Consider the following 23,832-nt stretch of genomic DNA (forward strand, 5'->3'; position numbering starts at 1 on the left):
TTCTTAAACTGCCATTTGATCAATTTTGTATGCAAACAGTCTGAAATTCTCGGTTTTGGCGAACTTTTTGATTGTGATTCCACCCAAATTCATATAGAATTTCCACTCCTTTTGTTTGGACAGATTCCATAGTCCAAACCAACTATAATAGGTAGTGGTTTAATGAAAACTCTCAGCGCTAAGCCAGCTGAAGTTCAACACGACTGGTATGTTGTTGATGCTTCTGGCAAAACTTTAGGTCGCCTTGCGACTGAAATCGCTCGTCGTTTACGCGGTAAGCATAAAACTTCTTATACTCCTCACGTTGACACTGGCGATTACATCGTTGTGATTAATGCTGAACAAGTTCAAGTGACTGGTAAAAAATCACTTGATAAGAAATACTATCGCCATACTGGTTTCCCTGGTGGTATCCGTGAGACTAACTTCGAAAAGTTAATCGCTCACAAGCCTGAAGCTGTTCTTGAAAAAGCAGTTAAAGGCATGTTACCAAAAGGTCCTCTTGGTTATGCAATGATCAAAAAAATGAAAGTGTACGCTGGTACTGAGCATCCGCATGCTGCTCAACAGCCACAAGTTTTGGACATCTAAGGGATACAGCACATGGCTACTAATTATGGTACAGGTCGCCGTAAGACCGCAACTGCACGTGTTTTCTTGTCAGCTGGTACAGGCAAACTCGTTATTAACAACCGTACTTTAGAGCAATATTTCGGTCGTGAAACTGCTCGTATGGTTGTTCGTCAACCTTTAGAACTTTTAGAAGTTACTGAGAAGTTTGACCTTTACATCACTGTTAAAGGTGGTGGTATTGGTGGTCAAGCTGGCGCGATCCGTCACGGTATTACTCGTGCGCTTATCGCTGCTGACGAAACTTTAAAACCTGTTCTACGTCAAGCTGGTTTCGTTACTCGTGATGCTCGTGAAGTTGAACGTAAGAAACTTGGTTTACGTAAAGCTCGTAAACGTCCTCAATTCTCTAAACGTTAATTCGTTTACGAATTGGACAAAAAACCTCGGATTTCCGAGGTTTTTTTATGATTATTTGCAGCATCTATCATTAGAGTTTGGGTTAAAATAATGAAGGCTTTATGCTATAAAATAAATAACTAATACGCGTGCCATTATCTTTTTAGACCTAAGTTTAGTATCCTACAACCTTTAGAATTTTTAGTACCTTAAGCTATGCCAGTTGAAAATCCATCTGTCCAAGGAATCACATTGTACAGTCATGCAGATGATTTCAGGTCACACTGGATCCGCTTCTTATTGGCCGAGAAACAAATCAAATATTATCCGGTTTTCGTTGATTATGAAGATGAAGATCTGGCCAGTCTAAACCCCTACAACCAACTGCCAATGCTGCTAGAAAATAACTTAAAGTTGTTTTCAGCTTCGATTATTGCAGAATACATCGACGATCGATATCGTCAAAACAAGCTCTATGCCGATTCTCCAGCGGCACGGGCAGAACAAAGACAATATATCTGGCGTTTTGAAAATGACTGGTTTAAGCTCGCAGACATCATGCTACGCCATTCAGATACATTGCAGCCTGAACAACAGCAGAAGGCACAAAAAGAATTACGCAATACGCTGCTATCGCTAGTGCCACTCTTTCAACATTTCCCCTACTTTATGTCTGAAACATTTAGCATTCTTGATTGCATGCTTGCCCCAATGTTTATACGCTTATCTCTCATGGGGGTAGAGCTACCTAAAACCAGCAGTCGCCCGATTACGTTGTATTGTAATCGTGTTTTTAGTCGTCCTGCTTTTGTTAAATCGATGACTGCGCAGGAAAAAAGTCGTTATAGTAATTTAATTAACCTATAGATGAGTACACAATGTCTGAAACTGAAATACCGTTAAGTCCAACTCGCCCATATATGGCTCGTGCAATTTATGAATGGATCTGCGATAACCAGCTGACACCCTATCTTTTGGTCGATGCGACACAGCCTTACACCTCTGTTCCAGAACAATTCATTCAAGATGGACAAATCGTATTAAATATTGCACCACATGCCGTGCATCAGTTTCAGATGACCAATGATGCCATCACCTTTTCGGCACGTTTTGGTGGCGTTTCACGTGACATCTATGTACCGATCTACGCGGTCGTTGGCATATATGCACGTGAAAATGGACAAGGACTTTTCTTTGATCCTAGTGAATATTCAAATATCCAGATGCCAGAAAATGCTCTAGAATCGGAAGAGCAAGAAAAAACTGAACCTGAAACAAGCAAGAAGAAACCAAATTTAAGACTTTTAGATTAGATCATCACGGAGTGTAAGATGGCGTTTGATTTAGTGCATTATTTTGCTGAACAAAGTTTGCTTCAATCCCCAAATTTACTTAATGGCAGTACAGTTCAAACGCGTCAACAACAAGTTTTTGAATTGAACGCATTGGTACTGGGTAAGCTAATTCAATTGTGGCGCAAGGATAGTGACAAGCTCTATACTGAAATACAGGATCAAAACCCGCTTTATATTCAAGAGATTGCAAGGCATCTTACAACATCTCCTAAAAACCAATCGACATTGTCTAAACAACAGCTTGAAAGTAGTCTCAGCGAAATTCTAGCATTACAGCTTTCAGAGCTTAAACAGTTAGAGCAAACGGGTCATTTAGGTAAAACAGGCTTAAATGAGCTGATGATCGGACAAATTGACCATCTTTCTGGGCAAGCCGATGATTGGGTTTGGTCAACAAACCAACTAACAGAATTGATAGGCTCTAAACCTAGTATTGAAGAAGATGTATCATTAGACGAAACAATGAAGGAATTCAATCAAATGGTTCATACTGCTCACCACGACACGGACAGACATGATGTAAACGAAGTCGTGCATGATGTTGTGCCAACGTGGTCAAAAATCGTGGCACCACTTGTTGCTTTAGCTGTTTTAATCTTTCTTTATGTGCAATATGGACATTTGGTGGGTTAAATTTGCTGTTAAAATTTAAGTGTTAAAAAAGGGCATCTGCCCTTTTTTTATGTCTTATTGAATGTGGGATTGATTTCCTCTTTTATTTTTCTATTTCTATTCTATTTTCCTTCCCTTTCATTTAGGCATAAAAAAGCCCCCTTAACGTATGTTAAGGGGGCTTTCGTATTTAAAAGCTGGCGATGACTTACTCTCACATGGCTAACGCCACACTACCATCAGCGCGAAGAGGTTTCACTTCTGAGTTCGGGAAGGGATCAGGTGGTTCACTCTTGCTATTGTCGCCAGCAAACTGTTTATGGACATTTTCGGGTCTTACTTAGACTGTGGATTGTATCTCACAGCGTGTGCCGTACTTTGTACCAAATGAGTTTAACGGATTGGAATATTGAGTCGGTATTTTATGTTCTAGCTTTCACTAAATCAAGTATTCGTATCGAATTTATCTTGATACAACAACTGTTTGGGTGTTGTATAGTCAAGCCTCACGAGCAATTAGTATTGGTCAGCTTCACATATCACTATGCTTCCACATCCAACCTATCAACGTCCTAGTCTTGAACGGCTCTTTAGAGGAATAAATTCCTAGGGAAATCTTATCTTGAGGTAGGCTTCCCGCTTAGATGCTTTCAGCGGTTATCCCTTCCGAACATAGCTACCCGGCGATGCGACTGGCGTCACAACCGGTACACCAGAGGTTCGTCCACTCTGGTCCTCTCGTACTAGGAGCAGATCCTCTCAAATTTCCAGCGCCCACGGTAGATAGGGACCGAACTGTCTCACGACGTTCTAAACCCAGCTCGCGTACCTCTTTAAATGGCGAACAGCCATACCCTTGGGACCTGCTTCAGCCCCAGGATGAGATGAGCCGACATCGAGGTGCCAAACACCGCCGTCGATATGAACTCTTGGGCGGTATCAGCCTGTTATCCCCAGAGTACCTTTTATCCGTTGAGCGATGGCCCTTCCATACAGAACCACCGGATCACTAAGACCTACTTTCGTACCTGCTCGACTTGTGGGTCTCGCAGTTAAGCGCGCTTTTGCCTTTATACTCTACGCGTGATTTCCGACCACGCTGAGCGCACCTTCGTACTCCTCCGTTACTCTTTAGGAGGAGACCGCCCCAGTCAAACTACCCACCAGACATGGTCCTCGCCCCGGATTACGGGGCAGAGTTAGAACCTCAACATTACCAGGGTGGTATTTCAAGGATGGCTCCAATGGAACTGGCGTCCCATCTTCAAAGCCTCCCACCTATCCTACACAAGTAAGGTCAAAGTTCAATGTCAAGCTGCAGTAAAGGTTCACGGGGTCTTTCCGTCTAGCCGCGGGTACACTGCATCTTCACAGCGATTTCGATTTCACTGAGCCTCTGCTGGAGACAGCGCCGCCATCATTATGCCATTCGTGCAGGTCGGAACTTACCCGACAAGGAATTTCGCTACCTTAGGACCGTTATAGTTACGGCCGCCGTTTACTGGGGCTTCGATCAAGAGCTTCGCTTACGCTAACCCCATCAATTAACCTTCCAGCACCGGGCAGGCATCACACCCTATACGTCCACTTTCGTGTTTGCAGAGTGCTATGTTTTTAATAAACAGTTGCAGCGGCCTGGTTTCTGCGGCTGTCAATCGCTCAGGGAGCAAGTCCCATCACCATCAACAGCGTACCTTCTCCCGAAGTTACGGTACCATTTTGCCTAGTTCCTTCAGCAGAGTTCTCTCAAGCGCCTTGGTCTACTCGACCTGACCACCTGTGTCGGTTTCGGGTACGATTCCTGTGTAACTGAAGCTTAGAGACTTTTCTTGGAAGTATGGTATCAGCCACTTCGCTAGTAAACTAGCTTGCTATCGACTCTCAGCATAGAGCACCCCGGATTTGCCTAAGATGCATGCCTACTGTCTTCCACCTGGACAACCAACGCCAGGCTGACCTAACCTTCTCCGTCCTCTCATCGCATTACACAGAAGTATTGGAATATTAACCAATTTCCCATCGACTACGCCTTTCGGCCTCGCCTTAGGGGTCGACTCACCCAGCCCCGATTAACGTTGGACTGGAACCCTTGGTCTTTCGGCGAACGGGTTTTTCACCCGTTTTGTCGTTACTCACGTCAGCATTCGCACTTCTGATACCTCCAGCAGACTTCTCAATCCACCTTCATCGGCTTACAGAACGCTCCCTACCACGTAACTTAAAGTTACATCCGCAGCTTCGGCACATAGTTTTAGCCCCGTTACATCTTCCGCGCAGGCCGACTCGACTAGTGAGCTATTACGCTTTCTTTAAAGGGTGGCTGCTTCTAAGCCAACCTCCTAGCTGTCTATGCCTTCCCACATCGTTTCCCACTTAACTATGATTTTGGGGCCTTAGCTGGCGGTCTGGATTGTTTTCCTCTTGACTACGGACGTTAGCACCCGCAGTCTGTCTCCCGGATAGTACTCATAGGTATTCGGAGTTTGCATCGGTTTGGTAAGTCGGGATGACCCCCTAGCCGAAACAGTGCTCTACCCCCTATGGTATTCGTCCGAGGCGCTACCTAAATAGCTTTCGGGGAGAACCAGCTATCACCAGGCTTGATTAGCCTTTCACCCCTATCCACAAGTCATCCCCTGGCTTTTCAACGACAGTGGGTTCGGTCCTCCAGTTAGTGTTACCCAACCTTCAACCTGCTCATGGATAGATCGCCTGGTTTCGGGTCTATACCCAGCAACTATACGCCCTATTAAGACTCGGTTTCCCTACGGCTCCCTATGCGGTTAACCTTGCTACTGAATATAAGTCGCTGACCCATTATACAAAGGTACGCAGTCACCGAACATGTCGGCTCCCACTGCTTGTATGCATGCGGTTTCAGGATCTATTTCACTCCCCTCACAGGGGTTCTTTTCGCCTTTCCCTCACGGTACTGGTTCACTATCGGTCAGTCAGGAGTATTTAGCCTTGGAGGATGGTCCCCCCATATTCAGACAAGGTTTCACGTGCCTCGCCCTACTCGTCATCATTGCGTGTGCCCTTTCGTGTACGGGAATATCACCCTCTACGTTCGCACTTCCCAGAGCGTTCCACTAGAACACACACAACTTAATGGGCTGTTCCCCTTTCGCTCGCCGCTACTAAGGGAATCTCAATTGATTTCTTTTCCTAAGGGTACTGAGATGTTTCACTTCCCTCGTTCGCCTTGCATGACTATGTATTCATCATGCAATACCTATCTTATGATAAGTGGGTTTCCCCATTCAGACATCTCCGGATCAAAGGATATTTGCCGCCTCCCCGGAGCTTTTCGCAGGCTATCACGTCTTTCATCGCCTCTGACTGCCAAGGCATCCACCACATGCACTTAATTACTTGACTATACAACCCCAAACAGTCGCTAATGCCTACAAGTAGCATTATCAACATTACAGTTTGAAGTACTGTGAATTGAATCACCGTACAGCTTCAATCTAAATTCATATACCAAAACGCTTGATTCAGTTAATTTGCTAGTTCTCGGATTAAATAGTCACCTAACAATTGCTTGTTAGCTTCTTATTTAATCGAGTTTGAACAATTTATTTCAGACTCAATATTTTCCAATCTGTTAATGAATTAATGTGTCTTCGTCAGATCACACTAAACTGTGATAAATCACAGAACTTAATAAAATAAGATCTCAAGACCTTCTTTTACTAAGTTCTATAATCTACACCTTAGCCGTACTCTTTAAAGTACGTGGTGGAGACTAGGAGAGTCGAACTCCTGACCTCCTGCGTGCAAAGCAGGCGCTCTACCAACTAAGCTAAGTCCCCAGCTTATATCATTAATGTATCTTTCTGCCGTAGACTTGGTGGGTCTGACAAGACTTGAACTTGTGACCCCACGCTTATCAAGCGTGTGCTCTAACCAACTGAGCTACAGACCCTCAGATACATCTTAGAAGAACAACTTGTTGTGGATTCTTACCGGCCAATCAATCTTTCGTTAAGGAGGTGATCCAGCCGCAGGTTCCCCTACGGCTACCTTGTTACGACTTCACCCCAGTCATCGGCCACACCGTGGTAACCGCCCTCTTTGCAGTTAGGCTAGCTACTTCTGGTGCAACAAACTCCCATGGTGTGACGGGCGGTGTGTACAAGGCCCGGGAACGTATTCACCGCGGCATTCTGATCCGCGATTACTAGCGATTCCGACTTCATGGAGTCGAGTTGCAGACTCCAATCCGGACTACGATCGGCTTTTTGAGATTAGCATCCTATCGCTAGGTAGCAACCCTTTGTACCGACCATTGTAGCACGTGTGTAGCCCTGGCCGTAAGGGCCATGATGACTTGACGTCGTCCCCGCCTTCCTCCAGTTTGTCACTGGCAGTATCCTTAAAGTTCCCATCCGAAATGCTGGCAAGTAAGGAAAAGGGTTGCGCTCGTTGCGGGACTTAACCCAACATCTCACGACACGAGCTGACGACAGCCATGCAGCACCTGTATGTAGATTCCCGAAGGCACCAATCCATCTCTGGAAAGTTTCTACTATGTCAAGGCCAGGTAAGGTTCTTCGCGTTGCATCGAATTAAACCACATGCTCCACCGCTTGTGCGGGCCCCCGTCAATTCATTTGAGTTTTAGTCTTGCGACCGTACTCCCCAGGCGGTCTACTTATCGCGTTAGCTGCGCCACTAAAGCCTCAAAGGCCCCAACGGCTAGTAGACATCGTTTACGGCATGGACTACCAGGGTATCTAATCCTGTTTGCTCCCCATGCTTTCGCACCTCAGCGTCAGTGTTAGGCCAGATGGCTGCCTTCGCCATCGGTATTCCTCCAGATCTCTACGCATTTCACCGCTACACCTGGAATTCTACCATCCTCTCCCACACTCTAGCCAACCAGTATCGAATGCAATTCCCAAGTTAAGCTCGGGGATTTCACATTTGACTTAATTGGCCGCCTACGCGCGCTTTACGCCCAGTAAATCCGATTAACGCTTGCACCCTCTGTATTACCGCGGCTGCTGGCACAGAGTTAGCCGGTGCTTATTCTGCGAGTAACGTCCACTCATCTTGGGTATTAACCAAAAGAGCCTCCTCCTCGCTTAAAGTGCTTTACAACCATAAGGCCTTCTTCACACACGCGGCATGGCTGGATCAGGGTTCCCCCCATTGTCCAATATTCCCCACTGCTGCCTCCCGTAGGAGTCTGGGCCGTGTCTCAGTCCCAGTGTGGCGGATCATCCTCTCAGACCCGCTACAGATCGTCGCCTTGGTAGGCCTTTACCCCACCAACTAGCTAATCCGACTTAGGCTCATCTATTAGCGCAAGGTCACAAGTGATCCCCTGCTTTCTCCCGTAGGACGTATGCGGTATTAGCATCCCTTTCGAGATGTTGTCCCCCACTAATAGGCAGATTCCTAAGCATTACTCACCCGTCCGCCGCTAAGTGATAGTGCAAGCACCATCACTCCGCTCGACTTGCATGTGTTAAGCCTGCCGCCAGCGTTCAATCTGAGCCATGATCAAACTCTTCAGTTAAAATCATTTTGCACCTTATTTATAGACAAGGTGCCAATTCTGGCTCATCAATTTCCTGACTTAAATTTCGCTCAAATAAACTTCGAGTAATTTAAACCAATCAATCAATGATAATATATATCGATTAATCAACCAGTAAAAATCCACACAAGTTGTTCTTCTATTCTCTTAATGATCTTCTCGATGATTCGTCATCATCAAGCTAGGTCGGCTATGTTACTCTAAATCTCTTCAAAGTCAACAAGTAATTTCGATATTTTTAAAACTTTATCTCCAAACCCATAACCCAACCACTCAAGCCAAGTTACTGTTTTTCAACAAGTTTCTATCTGCATCACCGCCGATGGATGTGCATTCTACACTATTTCTCACCCCTTGCAAGCCTGTTTTTATAAAAAAATAAACAAATGTTTACTTATTAACCCATTTGCTTCAATATTTTAAATGAGCAGCTATTTTTTATTCGAATTTTTCGATAAAATAGACAAAATTCACATTTTTAAAGATAATCGCGAAATGTATCACAAAGTGATATTAAGGTTCTTTTTACTTACACTTCTATGCTTATCTATGGAAGTGTCTTTTGCTTCGCCTGTTCAAAATTTCTATACATTAACTTTATCAATTATGAGTTATAGCAAACTCTCCACAGGAAGCAATACCACACTGTGCGTGATTGATAACCCAGCAGCAGCGGGAATTTTCCAGACACAGATTAAACAATCTACTTATGGATACAAAGTCCAATCTATTCCTGCAGCTAGTTTTGTTAAGACGCAATGTCAGGCCGTTTATTTTTCAAGTCAAACACCTGCGCAGCAAGAAGCATTAATCAATAGTTATCCATCCCACTCATTACTGTCTTTTAGTGCCAATAATATTGATTGTGAAATTGGAAGTATTTTTTGTTTATATCAGCAAAAAGGGAAATCTACTTTTAAAGTTAATTTAGATACGCTCAGTCGCTCTCAAATTCGTATAGATCCCCGCGTTTTACTTTTAGCCAAAAATGCGGAGTAAGTTATGATTTCTCGGCTGTATAAGTCCAATTCATTGCATAGCGTATTCCGCAGATCTCAAGCAACGATTTTTGCGATTACCTTAATTATCTGTTGTTTTACCTTTGTATCAATTTCTACCTTTACAATGGAAACATATACCAAACAGAATTTAAATATTTTGAGTCTAGCTGTCAGTGAGCGTATACAACCTGCGGTGGTTTTTCGGGATCAACAAACAATTTCGCAAATTTTAAATGAATATACCTCACAGCACTCTATCCGAAGCATTGAGGTTTTCGACAATCAAAATATTCAATTAGCCAATAGCACCAAGAGCAAAGCCTACTATTCCAGATTACAAGTTTTACTTGATCATGTTTTTCTAAAAGAGCCAGTAAAACTTAAAATTTTTCATAATAACCAGCAAGTCGGACAACTGATCATCTACGGAAGTTCAGAGCGTATTTTACAATTTATTGTCACTATTTTAATTGGATTGGCAGTGGTCATGTTATTTATGATTATTGCGTTGTGGTGGTCAACCAACTCCACCTATCGCTATATCATGCAATCAATGCAACCACTGACTCAAACCGCACAAATTGTTAGCGATCAAAAGGCATACAACCTTCGCTTTCCAAAAAATAATATTAAAGAATTTCAAGATCTAAATGATGTGTTTAATCAACTTTTACATGAGATTCAAACCTGGCACACACATCTTCAAGATGAAAATCATCAATTGTCTTTTGAAGCCAAGCATGATCATCTTACCGCATTGCCGAATCGCAGTTATTTTTATAGTCAACTGTTACATTTGTTTGAGCAACCGAGCTTACGCTCAAATTCGGCTTTAATTTTTATCGATAATAATCAGTTCAAGCGAATTAACGATCAATACGGTCATCCGGCAGGCGATGCAGTTTTAATCGAAATGGCCCAGCGTTTAAAATCACGTATTCGTCAGCATGATTTTATTGCGCGTTTGGGTGGTGATGAATTCGCCATACTTTTAGAATCTGTGCATCAACGTGATCATCTGATTACGATTGCCGAACACTTATTAGAAAGCTGCAAAAAACCGCTCAGTTTTAATGAGCATCAGATTTATTTCAGTTTCAGTATTGGTATTGCTTTTTCCCAGTTTGCCTCGACTCCTGAGGAACTGATCACACAAGCCGATCAGGCCATGTATAAAGCAAAACATCTCCATCATCATTGGTGTATCCACACCCCCTAACCGATAGGCCCCTTATTATGTTTAGTCATCCGTTTAAGATATCGATTTTAGCTGCCATTTGTCTTGTACTTTCCGGTTGTCTAAGCTTCGGGCCGCTAAAGTACAAGCAAGTTCAACTTTTGAAAAAGGAAGGTTTTGTACAAACTGAGGAAGGCTGGACACTTGGCCTACCTGAACGTTTACTCTTTGATTTTGATAAGTCTGAAGTCAATCCGAACCATCGAAATGAATTGGTGCGATTGAGCAATCAACTCAATAAGTATGGGTTACACAAACTTAAAGTGGTGGGATACACAGATAATATTGGCAATCCAGACTATAACATCAAGCTCTCGCAAGCACGTGCTCAGAGCGTAGCCACTATTTTTGTTGAGCAAGGTTTTGTGCGTAGCAATATTCAAACTATTGGTCGTGGTGCTTCTCAACCGTTATTACCTAACACCACCGAAGCAAATCGTGCAGCCAATCGACGTGTAGCGATTATTATTGTGCCGTAATCGAATTGTTCATAAGTTAATACAAAGTTAAATACCGCTTTGTATTAACTTTATAAAATGATAAAAACAACAGACGTAAAAAAACCGCAATAAAGCGGATTTTTTATTTACATCTTTAATTTTTTAAAGATGGTCGGAGCAGTAGGATTCGAACCTACGACCCCCTGGTCCCAAACCAGGTGCACTACCAGGCTGTGCTATGCTCCGAAATTGGGGTGAATGACGGGATTCGAACCCGCGACAACTGGAATCACAATCCAGGGCTCTACCAACTGAGCTACATCCACCACTACTGTGGGTTCTACATTACCAAGCTAATCTACCAAATGGCGCGCCTGACAGGATTCGAACCTGTGACCATCCGCTTAGAAGGCGGATGCTCTATCCAACTGAGCTACAGGCGCATGACCGATGATAAAAAATATCATGCGATACTTCCGCCGATTAATTGGTCGGAGCAGTAGGATTCGAACCTACGACCCCCTGGTCCCAAACCAGGTGCACTACCAGGCTGTGCTATGCTCCGTCTTCTCAGCTTTTACTGTATCGCACATCGTGCGGTACGGTGTGCATTCTAGGCGGGACGCTCAACCACGTCAACACCTAGAATTAAAAAAAGTTAAAAAACGTTATCAAATGTATATTTAACAAGCATTTTAGCGTTTTAGTGATGTACTAAAGCTCAACATTCGATCTAAAGGAAGTTTGGCACGTTCGGCAAGTTGTGAATCGACGTGAATTTCTTGATCAGCATGCTGTAACACATGCAAAATCCCATCTAGCTCGTTCATTGCCATCCATGGGCAATGTGCACATGAACGACAGGTTGCTCCCTCACCCGCAGTCGGTGCTTCCAACAGAATTTTATCTGGTACAGCTTGCTGCATCTTGTAAAAAATTCCGCGATCCGTCGCCACAATCAAACGTTGATTAGGTAAAGTCTGGGCCGCCTTAATCAATTGAGATGTACTGCCTACTGCATCGGCAATATCAACCACTGACTCGGGTGATTCAGGATGGACAAGCACCGCAGCATCTGGATAGAGCGCTTTCATATTGGCGATACCACGGGCACGAAATTCCTCATGCACAATGCAAGCGCCATCCCAAAGCAACATATCGGCACCCGTTTTTTTCTGGATATAACGACCAAGATGCTGATCGGGTGCCCAAATAATTTTTTCACCTAGGCTGTCAAGATGCTCAATGATTTCAACAGCACAACTCGATGTTACCACCCAGTCTGCACGAGCTTTCACCGCGGCTGACGTATTGGCATAGACCACTACGGTATGATCTGGATGCTGGTCGCAAAACGCAGTAAATTCATCGACAGGACAGCCTAGATCCAAGGAACAGGTGGCTTCAAGCGTCGGCATCAGAATAGTTTTTTCAGGCGACAGGATCTTGGCGGTTTCTCCCATAAACTTGACACCTGCCACGACCAAAGTTGTGGCTTCGTGGTCACGGCCAAAACGCGCCATTTCAAGTGAATCTGACACGCACCCGCCTGTAGCCTCTGCCAATTCCTGAACATCTGGATCGCAATAATAGTGTGCCACCAGAACAGCATTGCGTTTTTTGAGTTCTTCCTTGATTTGAGCGAACTTAGCCTGTTTAACTTCTGGACTTAAGTGGTGATCCTTTGGCTCACCTAAACGATCTAAATGCGCTTGCACGATTACTTTTGCATCATTTGCAATTAAAGTCGCATCATTCATAAAACGTCTTCTCTATTCTCTGGCTAGCATTTTGCGAGCGCTAAACGTTAAGGTAACTCAGTATTGAGGCAGATGAGCTACTCAAAAAATTGATGTAAAAAAACCTCACGAATGAGGTTTTTTTATCGATCTGAATTAAGATCGATAATCCGCATTAATCTTGACGTAATCATACGATAGATCGCAGGTATATACAGTATCTTTTGCAGTGCCACGACCCAAATCTACGCGAATGGTCATTTCAGCTTGCGCCATGACGCGCGCGCCCTGCTCCTCGGTATAATCTGCCGCAGCACCTCCGTCACGACAAATCTGAACATCATCCAGCCAGACTTGTACTTTGCTAGAATCGAGTACCGGAACACCCGCCTTACCAATGGCCATTACTATTCGTCCCCAGTTTGGATCGGATGCAAACATGGCCGTTTTGATTAATGGTGAATGCGCAATACTGTAGGCGACATCGCAGCATTCCTGAGTATTTTGTCCACCCTCAACGGCAACAGTAATGAATTTGGTTGCCCCTTCGCCATCACGCACAATTAATTGTGCCAAACGGTTCATAACGCGCTGCAATACCTCAAGAAGCGTAGCATAACGAGGATCATGTTCGTTGCTAATTGTTTCACCCCCGGCTTGTGCAGTTGCTACAAAGATACATGAATCGTTAGTTGATGTGTCACCATCGATGGTAATTCGGTTAAATGACTGCTCGACCGTGGTTTTAAGCAACTGTTCCGTCATGGCTTGACTGATTGGTGCATCTGTTGCAACAAAGCCCAACATAGTCGCCATATTCGGACGAATCATTCCCGCCCCTTTGCTGATACCAGTCATGGTATATAACACGCCATCTAGTTCGAATTGTTCGGAAGCACCTTTTGGCGTGGTGTCTGTGGTCATGATCCCGTAAGCAGCATCAGTCCATGCATGATCGTTTAAGTCAGTCAGTGCTGGTTGAATACCTGCGAGCAAACGCTCGATTGGGAGTTGCTCACCAATCACGCCAGTTGAAAAGGGTAAAATCTGATTCGGTTGTACGTGTGCAAGCTCTGCCAGTTTTTCACAGGTTTTTTGTGCGTTTAACAAACCTATGTCACCCGTAGCGGCATTGGCATTGCCCGTATTGATAATTAAGTAACGTGTCGCATTTTCTGTTAAATGTTGTTTTGATACTTGTACGGGCGCTGCGGCAAATGCACTTTGGGTAAATACACCCGCAACACTTGAACCCTCTACAAATTCAAAAATGACCAAGTCTCGTCGATTTGGATAACGCACATATGCCTCAGTTGAACCAATTTTCACCCCTTTCACCACATGCATGTGCGGCATTGTTACGTCACCAACAGCCATTTTGAAATCCCACTGTGTTTGTTATCGGAAAAAGAAAAGCTTAGAGCAATTAATCAGAAAAATCGAGCATTGTGCGATTTGATTTTTTAGATGACTAGATATTAAAAAAGCCAGCATGTAGGCTGGCTTTTTTTCATAAAATGCTTAGTTGGTTGCTGGCTGTGTATTGGTTGCCAACAACGCTTGTTTGGCTTTTTCTTGACTGGTAACAGACAATGCAGGGTTTGATGCCACAATACGGTTTGCATTGGCAGAATTGACTGCTGCAATGGCCGCAGTTTTAAGCACAATTGGACGATTCCCGGTGTTGCCTAAAGTATAACGAATACCCGTACGCGGGCTGATCACTGTGGTGCTGTCATTTTGCACCATCACTTGTGCAGTCGTTGGGCCTTGTGCAGCCTGTACTTTATCGACTGTCGTTGTTTGTGTATTCGATTGAGCAATCGCAAAGCCTGGAACTGCCAATACGACAAGTGCAATTTTTTGTAATAGCTTTTTCATTGTCTAACCAATTTTTAAGTCAAGATGTGCAAGTAAATACCATTTAATCTCTGAAACTGCAAATGATATTCACACCTTGCAACAACTCGTAAAAAAAGCAGAACATTTCTGTTCTGCTTTTACTTTAATGAGCATTCATCACAATTTAAAGACGACCGTGGCACTGCTTATACTTCAAGCCAGAACCGCATGGACACGGTGCATTTCGACTGGCTGGCGGCACAACATTTTGCTCGGCAGGGGCTTGCTCTTCAATTTCATGCGGTGTAACAGTTCCTGTCAGACCATCGACTTCGTCGTGTTCAAACGACAAACGCATTGCATCAGCCTGTTGCTGTTGCTGCGCTTCAAGTTCTGCCAACTCTTCAGGTGTCGGAATATGAACACGAGACAGATCAGTCACTACATCTGACTTGATTATACCAAGCATGTTTACAAACAGATTAAACGCTTCTTTTTTGTATTCCTGCTCAGGATTTTTCTGGGCATAGCCACGCAAGTGAATACCTTGACGTAGATAATCCATTGCTGCCAGATGATCTTTCCAGTGACGATCAAGTGAATTCAGCATAAAGTGACGCTCAAGCATTGCTGCGGATTCATCACCCATCTGCTCGCGACGTGCTCTGTAACGCGCCAGTACTTCGTCGGTAATACGCTGCACTAGTGCCTCTTCATCGAGTCGGCGATCTTCGTCTAACCACTGTTGAACATGAAGCTCGATTCCCAGATCGACGCGCAAGGCATTTTCCAGACCTTCAATATCCCATTGATCATGGATCGACTCTGGTGGAATGAAGTTTCCAATCAGACCCGCCATCACATCATGATGCATGAGTTCAATCGCATCCTGCAGTGTATGCTCTGCCAAAACGTCATCACGTTGCGAGTAAATGATTTTACGTTGCTCGTTATTGACATCATCGTATTTCAGCAAGTTTTTACGAATATCGAAGTTACGTGCTTCTACTTTACGCTGTGCATTTTCGATAGAACGGCTCACCATTTTATGTTCAATGGCTTCGTCTTCTTTCAGACCCATCGCACGCATCATGCCAACCACGCGATCGCCTGCGAAAATCCGCATCAAGTCATCTTCAAGTGAAAGATAGAAGCGCGATACACCTGGGTCACCCTGACGACCAGCACGGCCACGCAACTGGTTATCAATACGACGTGATTCATGTCGCTCTGAACCCACAATGTGTAAGCCGCCGGCATTAAGTACGATTTCGTGGTCACGTTCCCATTCTGCTTTCAGACGAGCTTCGTCTTCTGCAGTCGGATTTTCGATTTTAGCCAGTTTTGCTTTCCAGTTACCGCCCAAGATAATATCGGTACCACGGCCTGCCATGTTGGTGGCAATCGTAACAGAGTCAGGACTTCCGGCCTGTGCAATAATATCGGCTTCACGTTCGTGCTGTTTCGCGTTTAAAACCTCGTGACGAATACCTGCTTGAGTAAGCTTGTGCGACAGCACTTCACTGGCCTCAATGGTTGCAGTACCCACCAAAATAGGTGCACGCGTTTCCTGAATGGCTCTGATTTCATTCACAATCGCATCGTATTTACCGTTACGATTCAAATAAATCAGGTCATTCATGTCTTTACGAACCATCGGACGATGCGTTGGAATAATCACGACATCTAATCCGTAAATTTCTTTCATTTCGGCGGCTTCGGTATCCGCTGTACCGGTCATACCTGAAAGCTTTTTGTATAAACGGAAGTAGTTCTGGAAAGTTGTGGTGGCAAGCGTTTGGTTTTCTGGTTGAATTTCCAAACCTTCTTTGGCTTCAACCGCCTGATGTAAACCTTCAGACCAGCGACGACCCGGCATGGTACGTCCGGTATGCTCATCGACAATAATCACTTCACCGTTATGAATGATGTAGTGCACATCGCGGTGATAAAGAAAGTGCGCACGAATTGCAGCGGTTACATGATGGACCAGATTAAGATTGGTCGCAGAGTACAAACTTTCGCCTTCGGCGAGTAGGCCCATCTGAATCAATTCTTGCTCGACAGTTTCAAAGCCCACTTCGGTCATTTCAACCGAACGTTGCTTTTCATCAATCCAGAAGTGTCCACCATCGGCCACTTTCTCTTCTTTTTGTGGCTGTAGTTTAGGTGGAATATGATTGATTGCCGCATACAACTGTGAAGAATCTTCACTTTGACCTGAAATAATCAACGGTGTTCGTGCTTCGTCAATCAAGATCGAGTCGACTTCATCGATAATGGCATAGTTCAAACCGCGCTGCTTTTTCTCTTGCAGCGAGAACACCATATTGTCTCGTAAGTAGTCGAAGCCGAACTCGTTGTTGGTCCCGTAAGTGATATCGGCGTGATACGCTTCTGCTTTCTCGGTTGGAGACTGCATTGAGTAAATGGTGCCAATACTGAGGCCTAAAAACTCAAATAATGGACGGTTCAACTCAGCGTCACGCTGCGCCAAATAATCATTGACGGTAATGACATGTACGCCCTGACCACTTAACGCGTTTAAATAACACGCCAAGGTGCCCATGAGCGTTTTACCTTCACCGGTACGCATTTCGGCGATTTTACCTTCATGTAAGGTAATCCCCCCGATGAGCTGAACATCGTAGTGGCGCATTCCCATCACGCGTTTTGCAGCTTCGCGACATACGGCAAAGGCTTCGGGTAAAAGTTTATCTAAACTCTCACCGTTTTGATAACGTTGTTTGAATTCTGGAGTTTTTGCAGATAAGTCTGCATCGCTTAAAGCGGATATCGTCGGCTCGAGCGCATTGATTTGATCGACAATTTTACGCATGCGTTTGAGTTCGCGCTCATTTTTTGTACCGAAGATACCTCCGATCAGACTTACCAACATGAATGAAACTCTCTAAAAACTTGCTTATCAGATGAATAAATTTTTTCTCACTCGTTATTATGGAGCCAGAAATTTGAAGTACAAGGGGTTTAAACAAATCCTCTTAAAAAAAACTCCAGCACAACAGGACGTTGAAAAATCAGACAGTTGCATCAACCCCCAAAATTTGAATTTTTAGCTGGCCAAGAATTTTTAGATATTTTATTTATTTCAAATACTTAATTTTTAATATATACAAAATATTTATAAGAACATACAAAAACCTTCTTTTTATTTGCAAAAGATTTAGCGCATATTAAAAACCTGCAACGCAATAACAACATATAAACGAGGTTGACTAAAATGACGTTACGTCTAGGCGATACAGCCCCTAATTTTGAACAGGAATCGAGCGAAGGTCAGATTAACTTTTATGACTACTTGGGTGATCACTGGGGTATTTTATTTTCGCATCCGGCCGATTACACCCCTGTTTGTACCACCGAACTGGGATACACCGCCAAACTCAAAGATGAATTTGAAAAACGCAACGTAAAAGCGATTGCCTTGTCGGTCGATGATGTTGAGTCACATCATGGTTGGATTAAAGACATCAATGAAACCCAAAATACCACGGTTAACTTTCCGATTATTGCAGATAAAGACCGCCAGGTATCGGAGTTGTATGGTTTTATCCACCCAAATGCCAGCGAAACTGCAACTGTACGTTCATTGGTGATTATTGATCCAAATAAAAAAGTTCGACTGATCATTACCTATCCGGCATCGACCGGACGCAACTTTCATGAAGTGTTGCGTGTCATCGATTCCTTGCAACTGACCGACAACTATAAAGTGGCCACGCCTGCAAACTGGCAACAAGGCGAAGATGTGGTGATTGTGCCGTCAATCAAAGATGAAGCTGAACTCAAAGAGCGCTTTCCGAAAGGTTATAAAGCCGTTAAACCGTACCTGCGCCTCACTCCACAGCCAGACAAAGACTAATCATTCGCACTAAAATGCCCGTTGAAACCATGGGCATTTTTATTTTGATTCAAGATATTCTCTCTTGGATCGCCCCATATTTTGCGGTATAAAAGTTCAAGGTTCTCTTGATTTATTTCGCCATGATCTATCAGATTCATCACTTGCACTGTGGCACGATGTGTCCGGTTTGCGCACCTCTTGTCGGTCAATCGGGATGGCGAGCACATATCATTTGTCATTGCTTGTTGCTCGAAACAGATCAGGGATTGGTACTTATCGATACCGGTTTAGGCATTCAGGATTATCTTCATCCCAAGCAGCGGATTGGGTCTTTCTTGTTAGACATTGGTCAAATCGAACTCAATTTTGAATACAGTGCCATTCAGCAAATCCAAAAATTGGGATTTAGTGCCAAAGACGTCCGACATATTTTTGTTACGCATTTAGATTTTGATCATGCGGGAGGAATATCAGATTTTCCTGAAGCAACTGTGCATGTACTGGCGTCTGAATTTAACGCCACACAGTCATTTAATTTAAAAAACCGTCTACGATACAAAACCGCTCAGTTTAAAAAGCATCGTTACTGGAACTTTGTAGAACATACGCAGGGTGAACCTTGGTTTAATTTTGAGAAGGTTCAGGCTGCCCCACAGTTTAACGACGAGATTTTAATGATTCCTCTTCTGGGACACTCCGCTGGTCATTGTGGGATTGCCATTAAACACTATCAGCGCGGCTGGACACTTTTTTGTGGTGATGCCTATTTTTCTCATCAACAGCTTAAACCAGACTATAAACAAAAAGGACTGGCGCTTTTTGAGCGTGTACTGGCATATGACAACAAGAATCGACTACATAATTTGGCGCGCTTACAGCATATGGCACAGCATAAGCCTGAGATCGAACTCATTTGTGCACATGATGTGGTGGAGTTTGAACGTTACAGAGCCTTAGATAAATAAATATCTAATCATACACACCCAGCTTCAATATTATTTTTAGAGCATTAACGTTGATCTAAAGGAACCCAGTCGATCACCCAAGCAGATTTCATGTTCAAACTTTGATCTGTCACAATTTTCTTGCGCGCTGCATCGGCCGCATCACGATCTTTCGACGGTCCGACCATAATCCGAATCCCTTTAGATGTTGGGCTCGTCGTGACTTTATAACCTTTTGCACGCAGCTTTGACACCACTGCATCTGCATTGGCCTGATTGGCTGCAAGTGCTACCTGCACCATCCAGTTTTTATCTCCATGCTCCAGCAATTCACGTGCTTTCTCTGCTTCGGCTTTTTTCTTGGCATCTTCTTTCTTGGCGTCGTCTTCTTTACGCTTTTTATCTTCCTGTGCTTTTTTCTCAGCTTCGGCTTTGCGTTTAGCCTCTGATGCTTTTTTCTCAGCATCAAGCTGACGCTGTTTTTCGTCCGCGGCTTTTTTATCGGCATCGGCTTTACGCTTGGCTTCTTGCTCTTTCTTGAGCTGATCGGCTTTTTTTTGCGCGTCAGCTGCTAAACGTTGCTGCTCAAGTGTTTTTTTTTCTGCCTCACGCTTTTGCGTGTCTACATTGGCTGTAGATTTAGTGCTTTGAGCGGTATTTTTCTTTTCTTCGACTACTTCAGGCGGAATATTGTCAGAACTTTGCTGAGCAGCTTGGCGACGTGCATTGATGGCAGCATATTCCTCTGCGGCCTTACGCGCGGCATCTGCCTCGGCCTGTTGCTGCATGGCTAAAAATTCAGCTGCACGTGCTTCTTGCTCGGCAACTGATTTCTCCCGCGCACGACGTTGCTGTTCAAGTAATTTCTTTTCCGTCTCAACATCAACTGTCATGGACTGCAATTGTACGGGCGCAGTTGAATTGGCATCTTTAGTGGTTTGTTCCACTTTTTGCTGTTGTTCTTCAACGTGTGTCTGATGTATTTCTTCTTTGCCTTTGAGTAGCAACGCAGCCAACAATACCCCACCACCCAATAAAACAACGCCACCCATCCAACGCTGTTTGCTGTTCATTGACATTCTTCCAAATACTCCCAAACCGCTTCTAATGTATGAAACGATCCACAAACCAAAATCAACTGATGCGGTTTAACCTTCGCAATTGCAGTGCTAAATGCGTCTTGAATGCTGTCAAATGTTTGAGTTGTTTGATCTTTCAATGCATGCATGAGGTGTTCGAGCGATGCAGCACGCGGGTTATTCAGCGGCGCTACATGCCAACTCGTAATGGCAGGTTTAAGCAAATCAACCACGGTTGAGATGTCTTTATCTGCCAGCATCGAAAAGACAGCAATCACTTCTGTGTATTGTTTATTGTATTCTAAGAAATTTCGCAATTGCTTTAACAAAAAATCAACACCATGCCCATTATGGCCGGCATCAAAAATAACGGTCTTTTGCTCAATATTTCGTAGTTCAAAGCGGCCTGAGAGTTTAGCGTTTTGAATACCTTGGCAAATTGCATCCTGCGAGACTGTAACGTCACTCATCAAGATTGCTGCAACTGCGGTGGCTATATTTTCAACTGCCAACGAACCTGTAGGAAGTTGTAGCGTCACTCCCGCACTGGCAAATTGCCAAGTGTTGGGTGTCTCTGCAAGCTGATAGAAATAATCACGCTGTGCAACTTGCAAGTTGGCACGGCATTCTGTGGCTTTGCTTGCAATTGCATCGGGAAGCGTTTGTAGCCCGCCAAACACAACCGGAATGTCAGGACGGATAATTCCTGCTTTTTCAAAGGCAATTTTTTCGATGGTATCGCCGAGCCAATCGGTATGATCGAGTCCGATATTGGTAATGACCGCGACATCAGGGTCAATCACATTGACCACATCAAGACGTCCACCCAAGCCAACTTCAAGCACCCAAATATCGCAGGCTTGTTTCTGAAAAATCAAAAATGCCGCCAATGTGGTGGCTTCAAAAAATGACAGGCTTAAACCACATTCACGGCGCGCCTGATCCACTTGAACAAATGCTTCAATAAGTTCCTGATCGGTTGCTTCTTGACCTGCCAGCTTAACGCGCTCGTTAAAGCGGTAAATATGCGGAGATTGATATAACCCCACCTTGTAGCCTTGTGCCTGTAATATAGACGCCAAAACAGTGGTGGTTGAGCCTTTGCCATTGGTACCGGCAACGGTAAATATCTTGGCTGAGGGCTGTGTTACCCCCAGTTTTTGGGCCACGGGGAGGACGCGCTCTAGGCCCAAATCAATCCCTGTAACATGAACATGGCCCCAGTACGTGAGCCATGTCATTAAATCATCATTTATACGTGGAGCGTCAAGTTTCAAGGCAAGTTCATCAGCTTAGATACAATGCGAGATACAGTATCACGTAATGCATGACGATGAACAATTTGATCGACCACACCATGATCAAGCAAGTATTCAGCGCGCTGGAACGGCTCTTCTAATGTTTCACGTACGGTTTGCTCAATCACTCGCTTACCAGCAAAGCCGATCATGGCTTTAGGCTCGGCAATGTGCACATCGCCCAGCATCGCCAAAGATGCAGTTACACCGCCGTAAACTGGATGAGTCAATACCACGATATACGGCAATCCTGCATCTTTCATACGCTGAATTGCAGCAGATGTACGCGCCATTTGCATGAGCGACAACATACCTTCTTGCATACGTGCGCCGCCTGATGCAGCAAAACAGATCAAGGCTTGTTTTTGCTCAATTGCACGTTCGGCTGCTTGAACAAAACGATCCCCTACAACCGTACCCATTGAGCCACCCATAAAGTCAAACTCAAATGCACAGGCAATCATTGGAACATTATTAAGTGTACCCTGCATCACCACCAAAGCTTCAGTTTCACCTGTTTTGGTTTGCGCTTCACGCATACGCTCTGGATAAGGTTTGCTGTCGATGAATTTAAGTGGATCTTTGGCTGCAAATTCCTGACCCAACTCGGTGGTCACCTGATCAAAGAACCATGTCAAACGATCACGAGCTTTCATGCGCAAGTGTTCATCGCATGACGGACACACATAGGCATTAAATGCAATGGCAGTACGAGTAACCAGTGCATGACATTCAGGACATTCGATTGTCGGTTCAGTCGAAGTGGCTTTAAGGGCTTGCTGCTCATTGGCAACCTTGATTCCCGGCACTTGACGTTGTGTCCATGGCGTCGATGGGTTTAGGATTTTACCTGGTTTCACTTCTTGATTCATACTAACTCATCGAGCGCAGCTCGAAGCTCCTTGACTTTATTGACCGTTTGTTCAACCGCTTGGTCGATTGCTAACGTAGCAAAAGGTTTAACAAAAGCACTTCCCACAATCACGGCGTCTGCAACTTCACCCATTGCTTTGGCTGAGGCTGCATCACTAATTCCAAATCCGACACCCACCGGAATCGAGGTTTTGGTTTTAATTTTTGCAATGCGCGCTGCAGCTTCTGCAACATCGAGCGTCGCCGCACCCGTCACACCTTTGAGTGATACGTAGTAGATAAAACCACTGGCCTGATTGACCACATGCTGAATACGCTCATCGGTCGAGGTTGGCGCCAGCAAGAAAATCTGATCCATATCATGCTGTTTCAGCACAACATCAAACTCTTTGGCTTCTTCTGGGGGTAAATCCACAAGCAATACACCATCGACACCACATTCTTTAGCGTATGCGGCAAACTTTTCGTAACCGATGACTTCAACTGGATTGAGATAGCCCATCAAGACCACAGGCGTTTCCTGATCTTTCTCACGAAACGCTTTGATCATATTCAAGGCATCCATCGTACTGGTTCCACCTGCCAATGCACGTTCGGCAGCCAATGCAATCACTGGACCATCCGCCATTGGATCGGAAAAAGGTAAACCAAGCTCAATGACATCAACACCAGCTTCGACCATCTGATGCAACAATGGCACAGTAACCTGTGGCTGTGGATCACCTGCCATCACATATGAAACCAGTGCTTTACGTTGTTTGGATTTAAGCTGTTCAAAACGGGTGGCGAGACGTGACATAGGGTTGTGCTTTCCTTGATTATTTAAAACTGAGGAGTTGTTTGTAGAAATACAAGACACCGCATTTTAACGCTATTTTTTGTTCATTGAACAGTATCGACATTGTGCGATGCATTTATCTTTAGTATTTCATACAACCCATGGCGTACATTTATCAATATTTTGACTTATTTCTCAATGATCAAAGCTTCCTATTTTTTAAAATACTATTGTGTACATTCGATGCAG

At 44.3% G+C, this 23,832-nt stretch carries 18 protein-coding genes, 6 tRNA genes and 3 rRNA genes; 10 read left to right on the plus strand and 17 right to left on the minus strand.

Annotated elements, in window-relative coordinates:
- The first annotated feature begins 162 nt into the window (after positions 1-162).
- From rplM to KCV09_RS08870, 5 genes are all read left to right on the plus strand, one after another.
- The gene (rplM, locus tag KCV09_RS08850; RefSeq protein ID WP_002117832.1) at positions 163-591 is read left to right on the plus strand and encodes a 50S ribosomal protein L13; all 429 of its coding nucleotides are present in this window, start codon (positions 163-165) and stop codon (positions 589-591) included.
- Positions 592-603: 12 nt separating this feature from the next.
- A complete protein-coding gene (rpsI, locus tag KCV09_RS08855) occupies positions 604-990 on the plus strand; it encodes a 30S ribosomal protein S9 (protein ID WP_002048725.1) in 387 nt (128 codons plus the stop codon).
- Positions 991-1,185: 195 nt separating this feature from the next.
- Positions 1,186-1,836, plus strand: a complete 651-nt coding sequence (locus KCV09_RS08860) for a glutathione S-transferase N-terminal domain-containing protein (protein ID WP_212515051.1) — start codon at positions 1,186-1,188, stop codon at positions 1,834-1,836.
- 11 nt (positions 1,837-1,847) lie between these two features.
- Complete coding sequence (locus KCV09_RS08865) at positions 1,848-2,282, plus strand: ClpXP protease specificity-enhancing factor (RefSeq protein WP_004941278.1); 435 nt, start codon at positions 1,848-1,850, stop codon at positions 2,280-2,282.
- An 18-nt stretch (positions 2,283-2,300) separates the two neighbouring features.
- Positions 2,301-2,957 carry a hypothetical protein gene (locus KCV09_RS08870; RefSeq protein WP_212515052.1) on the plus strand — a complete coding sequence of 219 codons (657 nt, stop codon included), beginning with the start codon at positions 2,301-2,303 and terminating at the stop codon, positions 2,955-2,957.
- Positions 2,958-3,131: 174 nt separating this feature from the next.
- On the opposite strand, the gene rrf is transcribed toward KCV09_RS08870, so the two are convergent.
- The 5 genes from rrf to KCV09_RS08895 form a co-directional block, all read right to left on the minus strand.
- Positions 3,132-3,246 (minus strand): 5S ribosomal RNA (rrf, locus tag KCV09_RS08875).
- A 185-nt stretch (positions 3,247-3,431) separates the two neighbouring features.
- Positions 3,432-6,317 (minus strand): 23S ribosomal RNA (locus tag KCV09_RS08880).
- 361 nt (positions 6,318-6,678) lie between these two features.
- Positions 6,679-6,754 (minus strand) — tRNA-Ala (locus tag KCV09_RS08885).
- Positions 6,755-6,790: 36 nt separating this feature from the next.
- Positions 6,791-6,867: transfer RNA gene (locus KCV09_RS08890), tRNA-Ile, on the minus strand.
- A gap of 60 nt (positions 6,868-6,927) precedes the next feature.
- Positions 6,928-8,466 (minus strand): 16S ribosomal RNA (locus KCV09_RS08895).
- Together the 16S, 23S and 5S rRNA genes with 2 tRNA genes alongside form the textbook arrangement of a ribosomal RNA operon.
- A 516-nt stretch (positions 8,467-8,982) precedes the next feature.
- On the opposite strand from KCV09_RS08895, the gene KCV09_RS08900 reads away from it, so the two are divergent.
- Genes KCV09_RS08900 through KCV09_RS08910 form a run of 3 tightly spaced genes read left to right on the plus strand, consistent with a single transcriptional unit; the run spans position 8,983 to position 11,204 of the window.
- On the plus strand, positions 8,983-9,486 hold the full coding sequence (locus KCV09_RS08900) for a YfiR family protein (RefSeq protein WP_373868931.1): 504 nt from the start codon (positions 8,983-8,985) through the stop codon (positions 9,484-9,486).
- Positions 9,487-9,489: 3 nt separating this feature from the next.
- Entirely contained in the window at positions 9,490-10,707 is a 1,218-nt protein-coding gene (locus KCV09_RS08905; protein WP_212515054.1) for a diguanylate cyclase domain-containing protein, read from the plus strand.
- 17 nt (positions 10,708-10,724) lie between these two features.
- Positions 10,725-11,204 (plus strand): OmpA family protein, encoded by a 480-nt coding sequence (locus KCV09_RS08910; RefSeq protein WP_004933160.1) that lies wholly within the window; start codon positions 10,725-10,727, stop codon positions 11,202-11,204.
- Positions 11,205-11,334: 130 nt separating this feature from the next.
- Here KCV09_RS08910 and KCV09_RS08915 read toward each other — a convergent pair.
- From KCV09_RS08915 to secA, 8 genes are all read right to left on the minus strand, one after another.
- Positions 11,335-11,411: transfer RNA gene (locus KCV09_RS08915), tRNA-Pro, on the minus strand.
- A 4-nt stretch (positions 11,412-11,415) separates the two neighbouring features.
- Positions 11,416-11,491: transfer RNA gene (locus tag KCV09_RS08920), tRNA-His, on the minus strand.
- Positions 11,492-11,531: 40 nt separating this feature from the next.
- Positions 11,532-11,608 (minus strand) — tRNA-Arg (locus tag KCV09_RS08925).
- Positions 11,609-11,653: 45 nt separating this feature from the next.
- Positions 11,654-11,730: transfer RNA gene (locus KCV09_RS08930), tRNA-Pro, on the minus strand.
- A gap of 130 nt (positions 11,731-11,860) precedes the next feature.
- Positions 11,861-12,925, minus strand: coding sequence for a quinolinate synthase NadA (nadA, locus tag KCV09_RS08935; RefSeq protein WP_212515055.1), 1,065 nt, complete (start codon positions 12,923-12,925; stop codon positions 11,861-11,863).
- Between the two features lie 135 nt (positions 12,926-13,060).
- A complete protein-coding gene (gene argJ / locus KCV09_RS08940) occupies positions 13,061-14,281 on the minus strand; it encodes a bifunctional glutamate N-acetyltransferase/amino-acid acetyltransferase ArgJ (RefSeq protein WP_151815939.1) in 1,221 nt (406 codons plus the stop codon).
- Between the two features lie 144 nt (positions 14,282-14,425).
- Positions 14,426-14,785, minus strand: coding sequence for a hypothetical protein (locus KCV09_RS08945; RefSeq protein WP_212515056.1), 360 nt, complete (start codon positions 14,783-14,785; stop codon positions 14,426-14,428).
- A 145-nt stretch (positions 14,786-14,930) separates the two neighbouring features.
- Positions 14,931-17,645, minus strand: coding sequence for a preprotein translocase subunit SecA (gene secA / locus KCV09_RS08950; RefSeq protein ID WP_212515057.1), 2,715 nt, complete (start codon positions 17,643-17,645; stop codon positions 14,931-14,933).
- Positions 17,646-17,987: 342 nt separating this feature from the next.
- Here secA and KCV09_RS08955 point away from each other — a divergent pair, with 342 nt between their 5' ends.
- On the plus strand, positions 17,988-18,629 hold the full coding sequence (locus KCV09_RS08955; RefSeq protein WP_004933144.1) for a peroxiredoxin: 642 nt from the start codon (positions 17,988-17,990) through the stop codon (positions 18,627-18,629).
- Between the two features lie 122 nt (positions 18,630-18,751).
- Entirely contained in the window at positions 18,752-19,576 is an 825-nt protein-coding gene (locus KCV09_RS08960; protein ID WP_151765542.1) for an MBL fold metallo-hydrolase, read from the plus strand.
- Between the two features lie 44 nt (positions 19,577-19,620).
- Here the strand turns inward: KCV09_RS08960 and KCV09_RS08965 are convergent, their stop codons facing one another.
- Genes KCV09_RS08965 through trpA form a run of 4 tightly spaced genes read right to left on the minus strand, consistent with a single transcriptional unit; the run spans position 19,621 to position 23,604 of the window.
- Complete coding sequence (locus tag KCV09_RS08965; protein ID WP_029952302.1) at positions 19,621-20,628, minus strand: SPOR domain-containing protein; 1,008 nt, start codon at positions 20,626-20,628, stop codon at positions 19,621-19,623.
- Positions 20,625-21,911 (minus strand): bifunctional tetrahydrofolate synthase/dihydrofolate synthase, encoded by a 1,287-nt coding sequence (gene folC, locus KCV09_RS08970; RefSeq protein WP_149929687.1) that lies wholly within the window; start codon positions 21,909-21,911, stop codon positions 20,625-20,627. Before folC ends, KCV09_RS08965 begins: the two co-directional genes overlap by 4 nt.
- The gene (gene accD, locus KCV09_RS08975) at positions 21,908-22,804 is read right to left on the minus strand and encodes an acetyl-CoA carboxylase, carboxyltransferase subunit beta (RefSeq protein WP_004933131.1); all 897 of its coding nucleotides are present in this window, start codon (positions 22,802-22,804) and stop codon (positions 21,908-21,910) included. The genes folC and accD overlap by 4 nt, the downstream gene beginning before the upstream one ends.
- Positions 22,801-23,604 (minus strand): tryptophan synthase subunit alpha, encoded by an 804-nt coding sequence (gene trpA, locus KCV09_RS08980; RefSeq protein WP_004933129.1) that lies wholly within the window; start codon positions 23,602-23,604, stop codon positions 22,801-22,803. Before trpA ends, accD begins: the two co-directional genes overlap by 4 nt.
- Between the last annotated feature and the right edge of the window lie 228 nt (positions 23,605-23,832).

This window comes from Acinetobacter soli (assembly GCF_018139125.1).
Classification (GTDB): Bacteria; Pseudomonadota; Gammaproteobacteria; order Pseudomonadales; family Moraxellaceae; genus Acinetobacter; species Acinetobacter soli.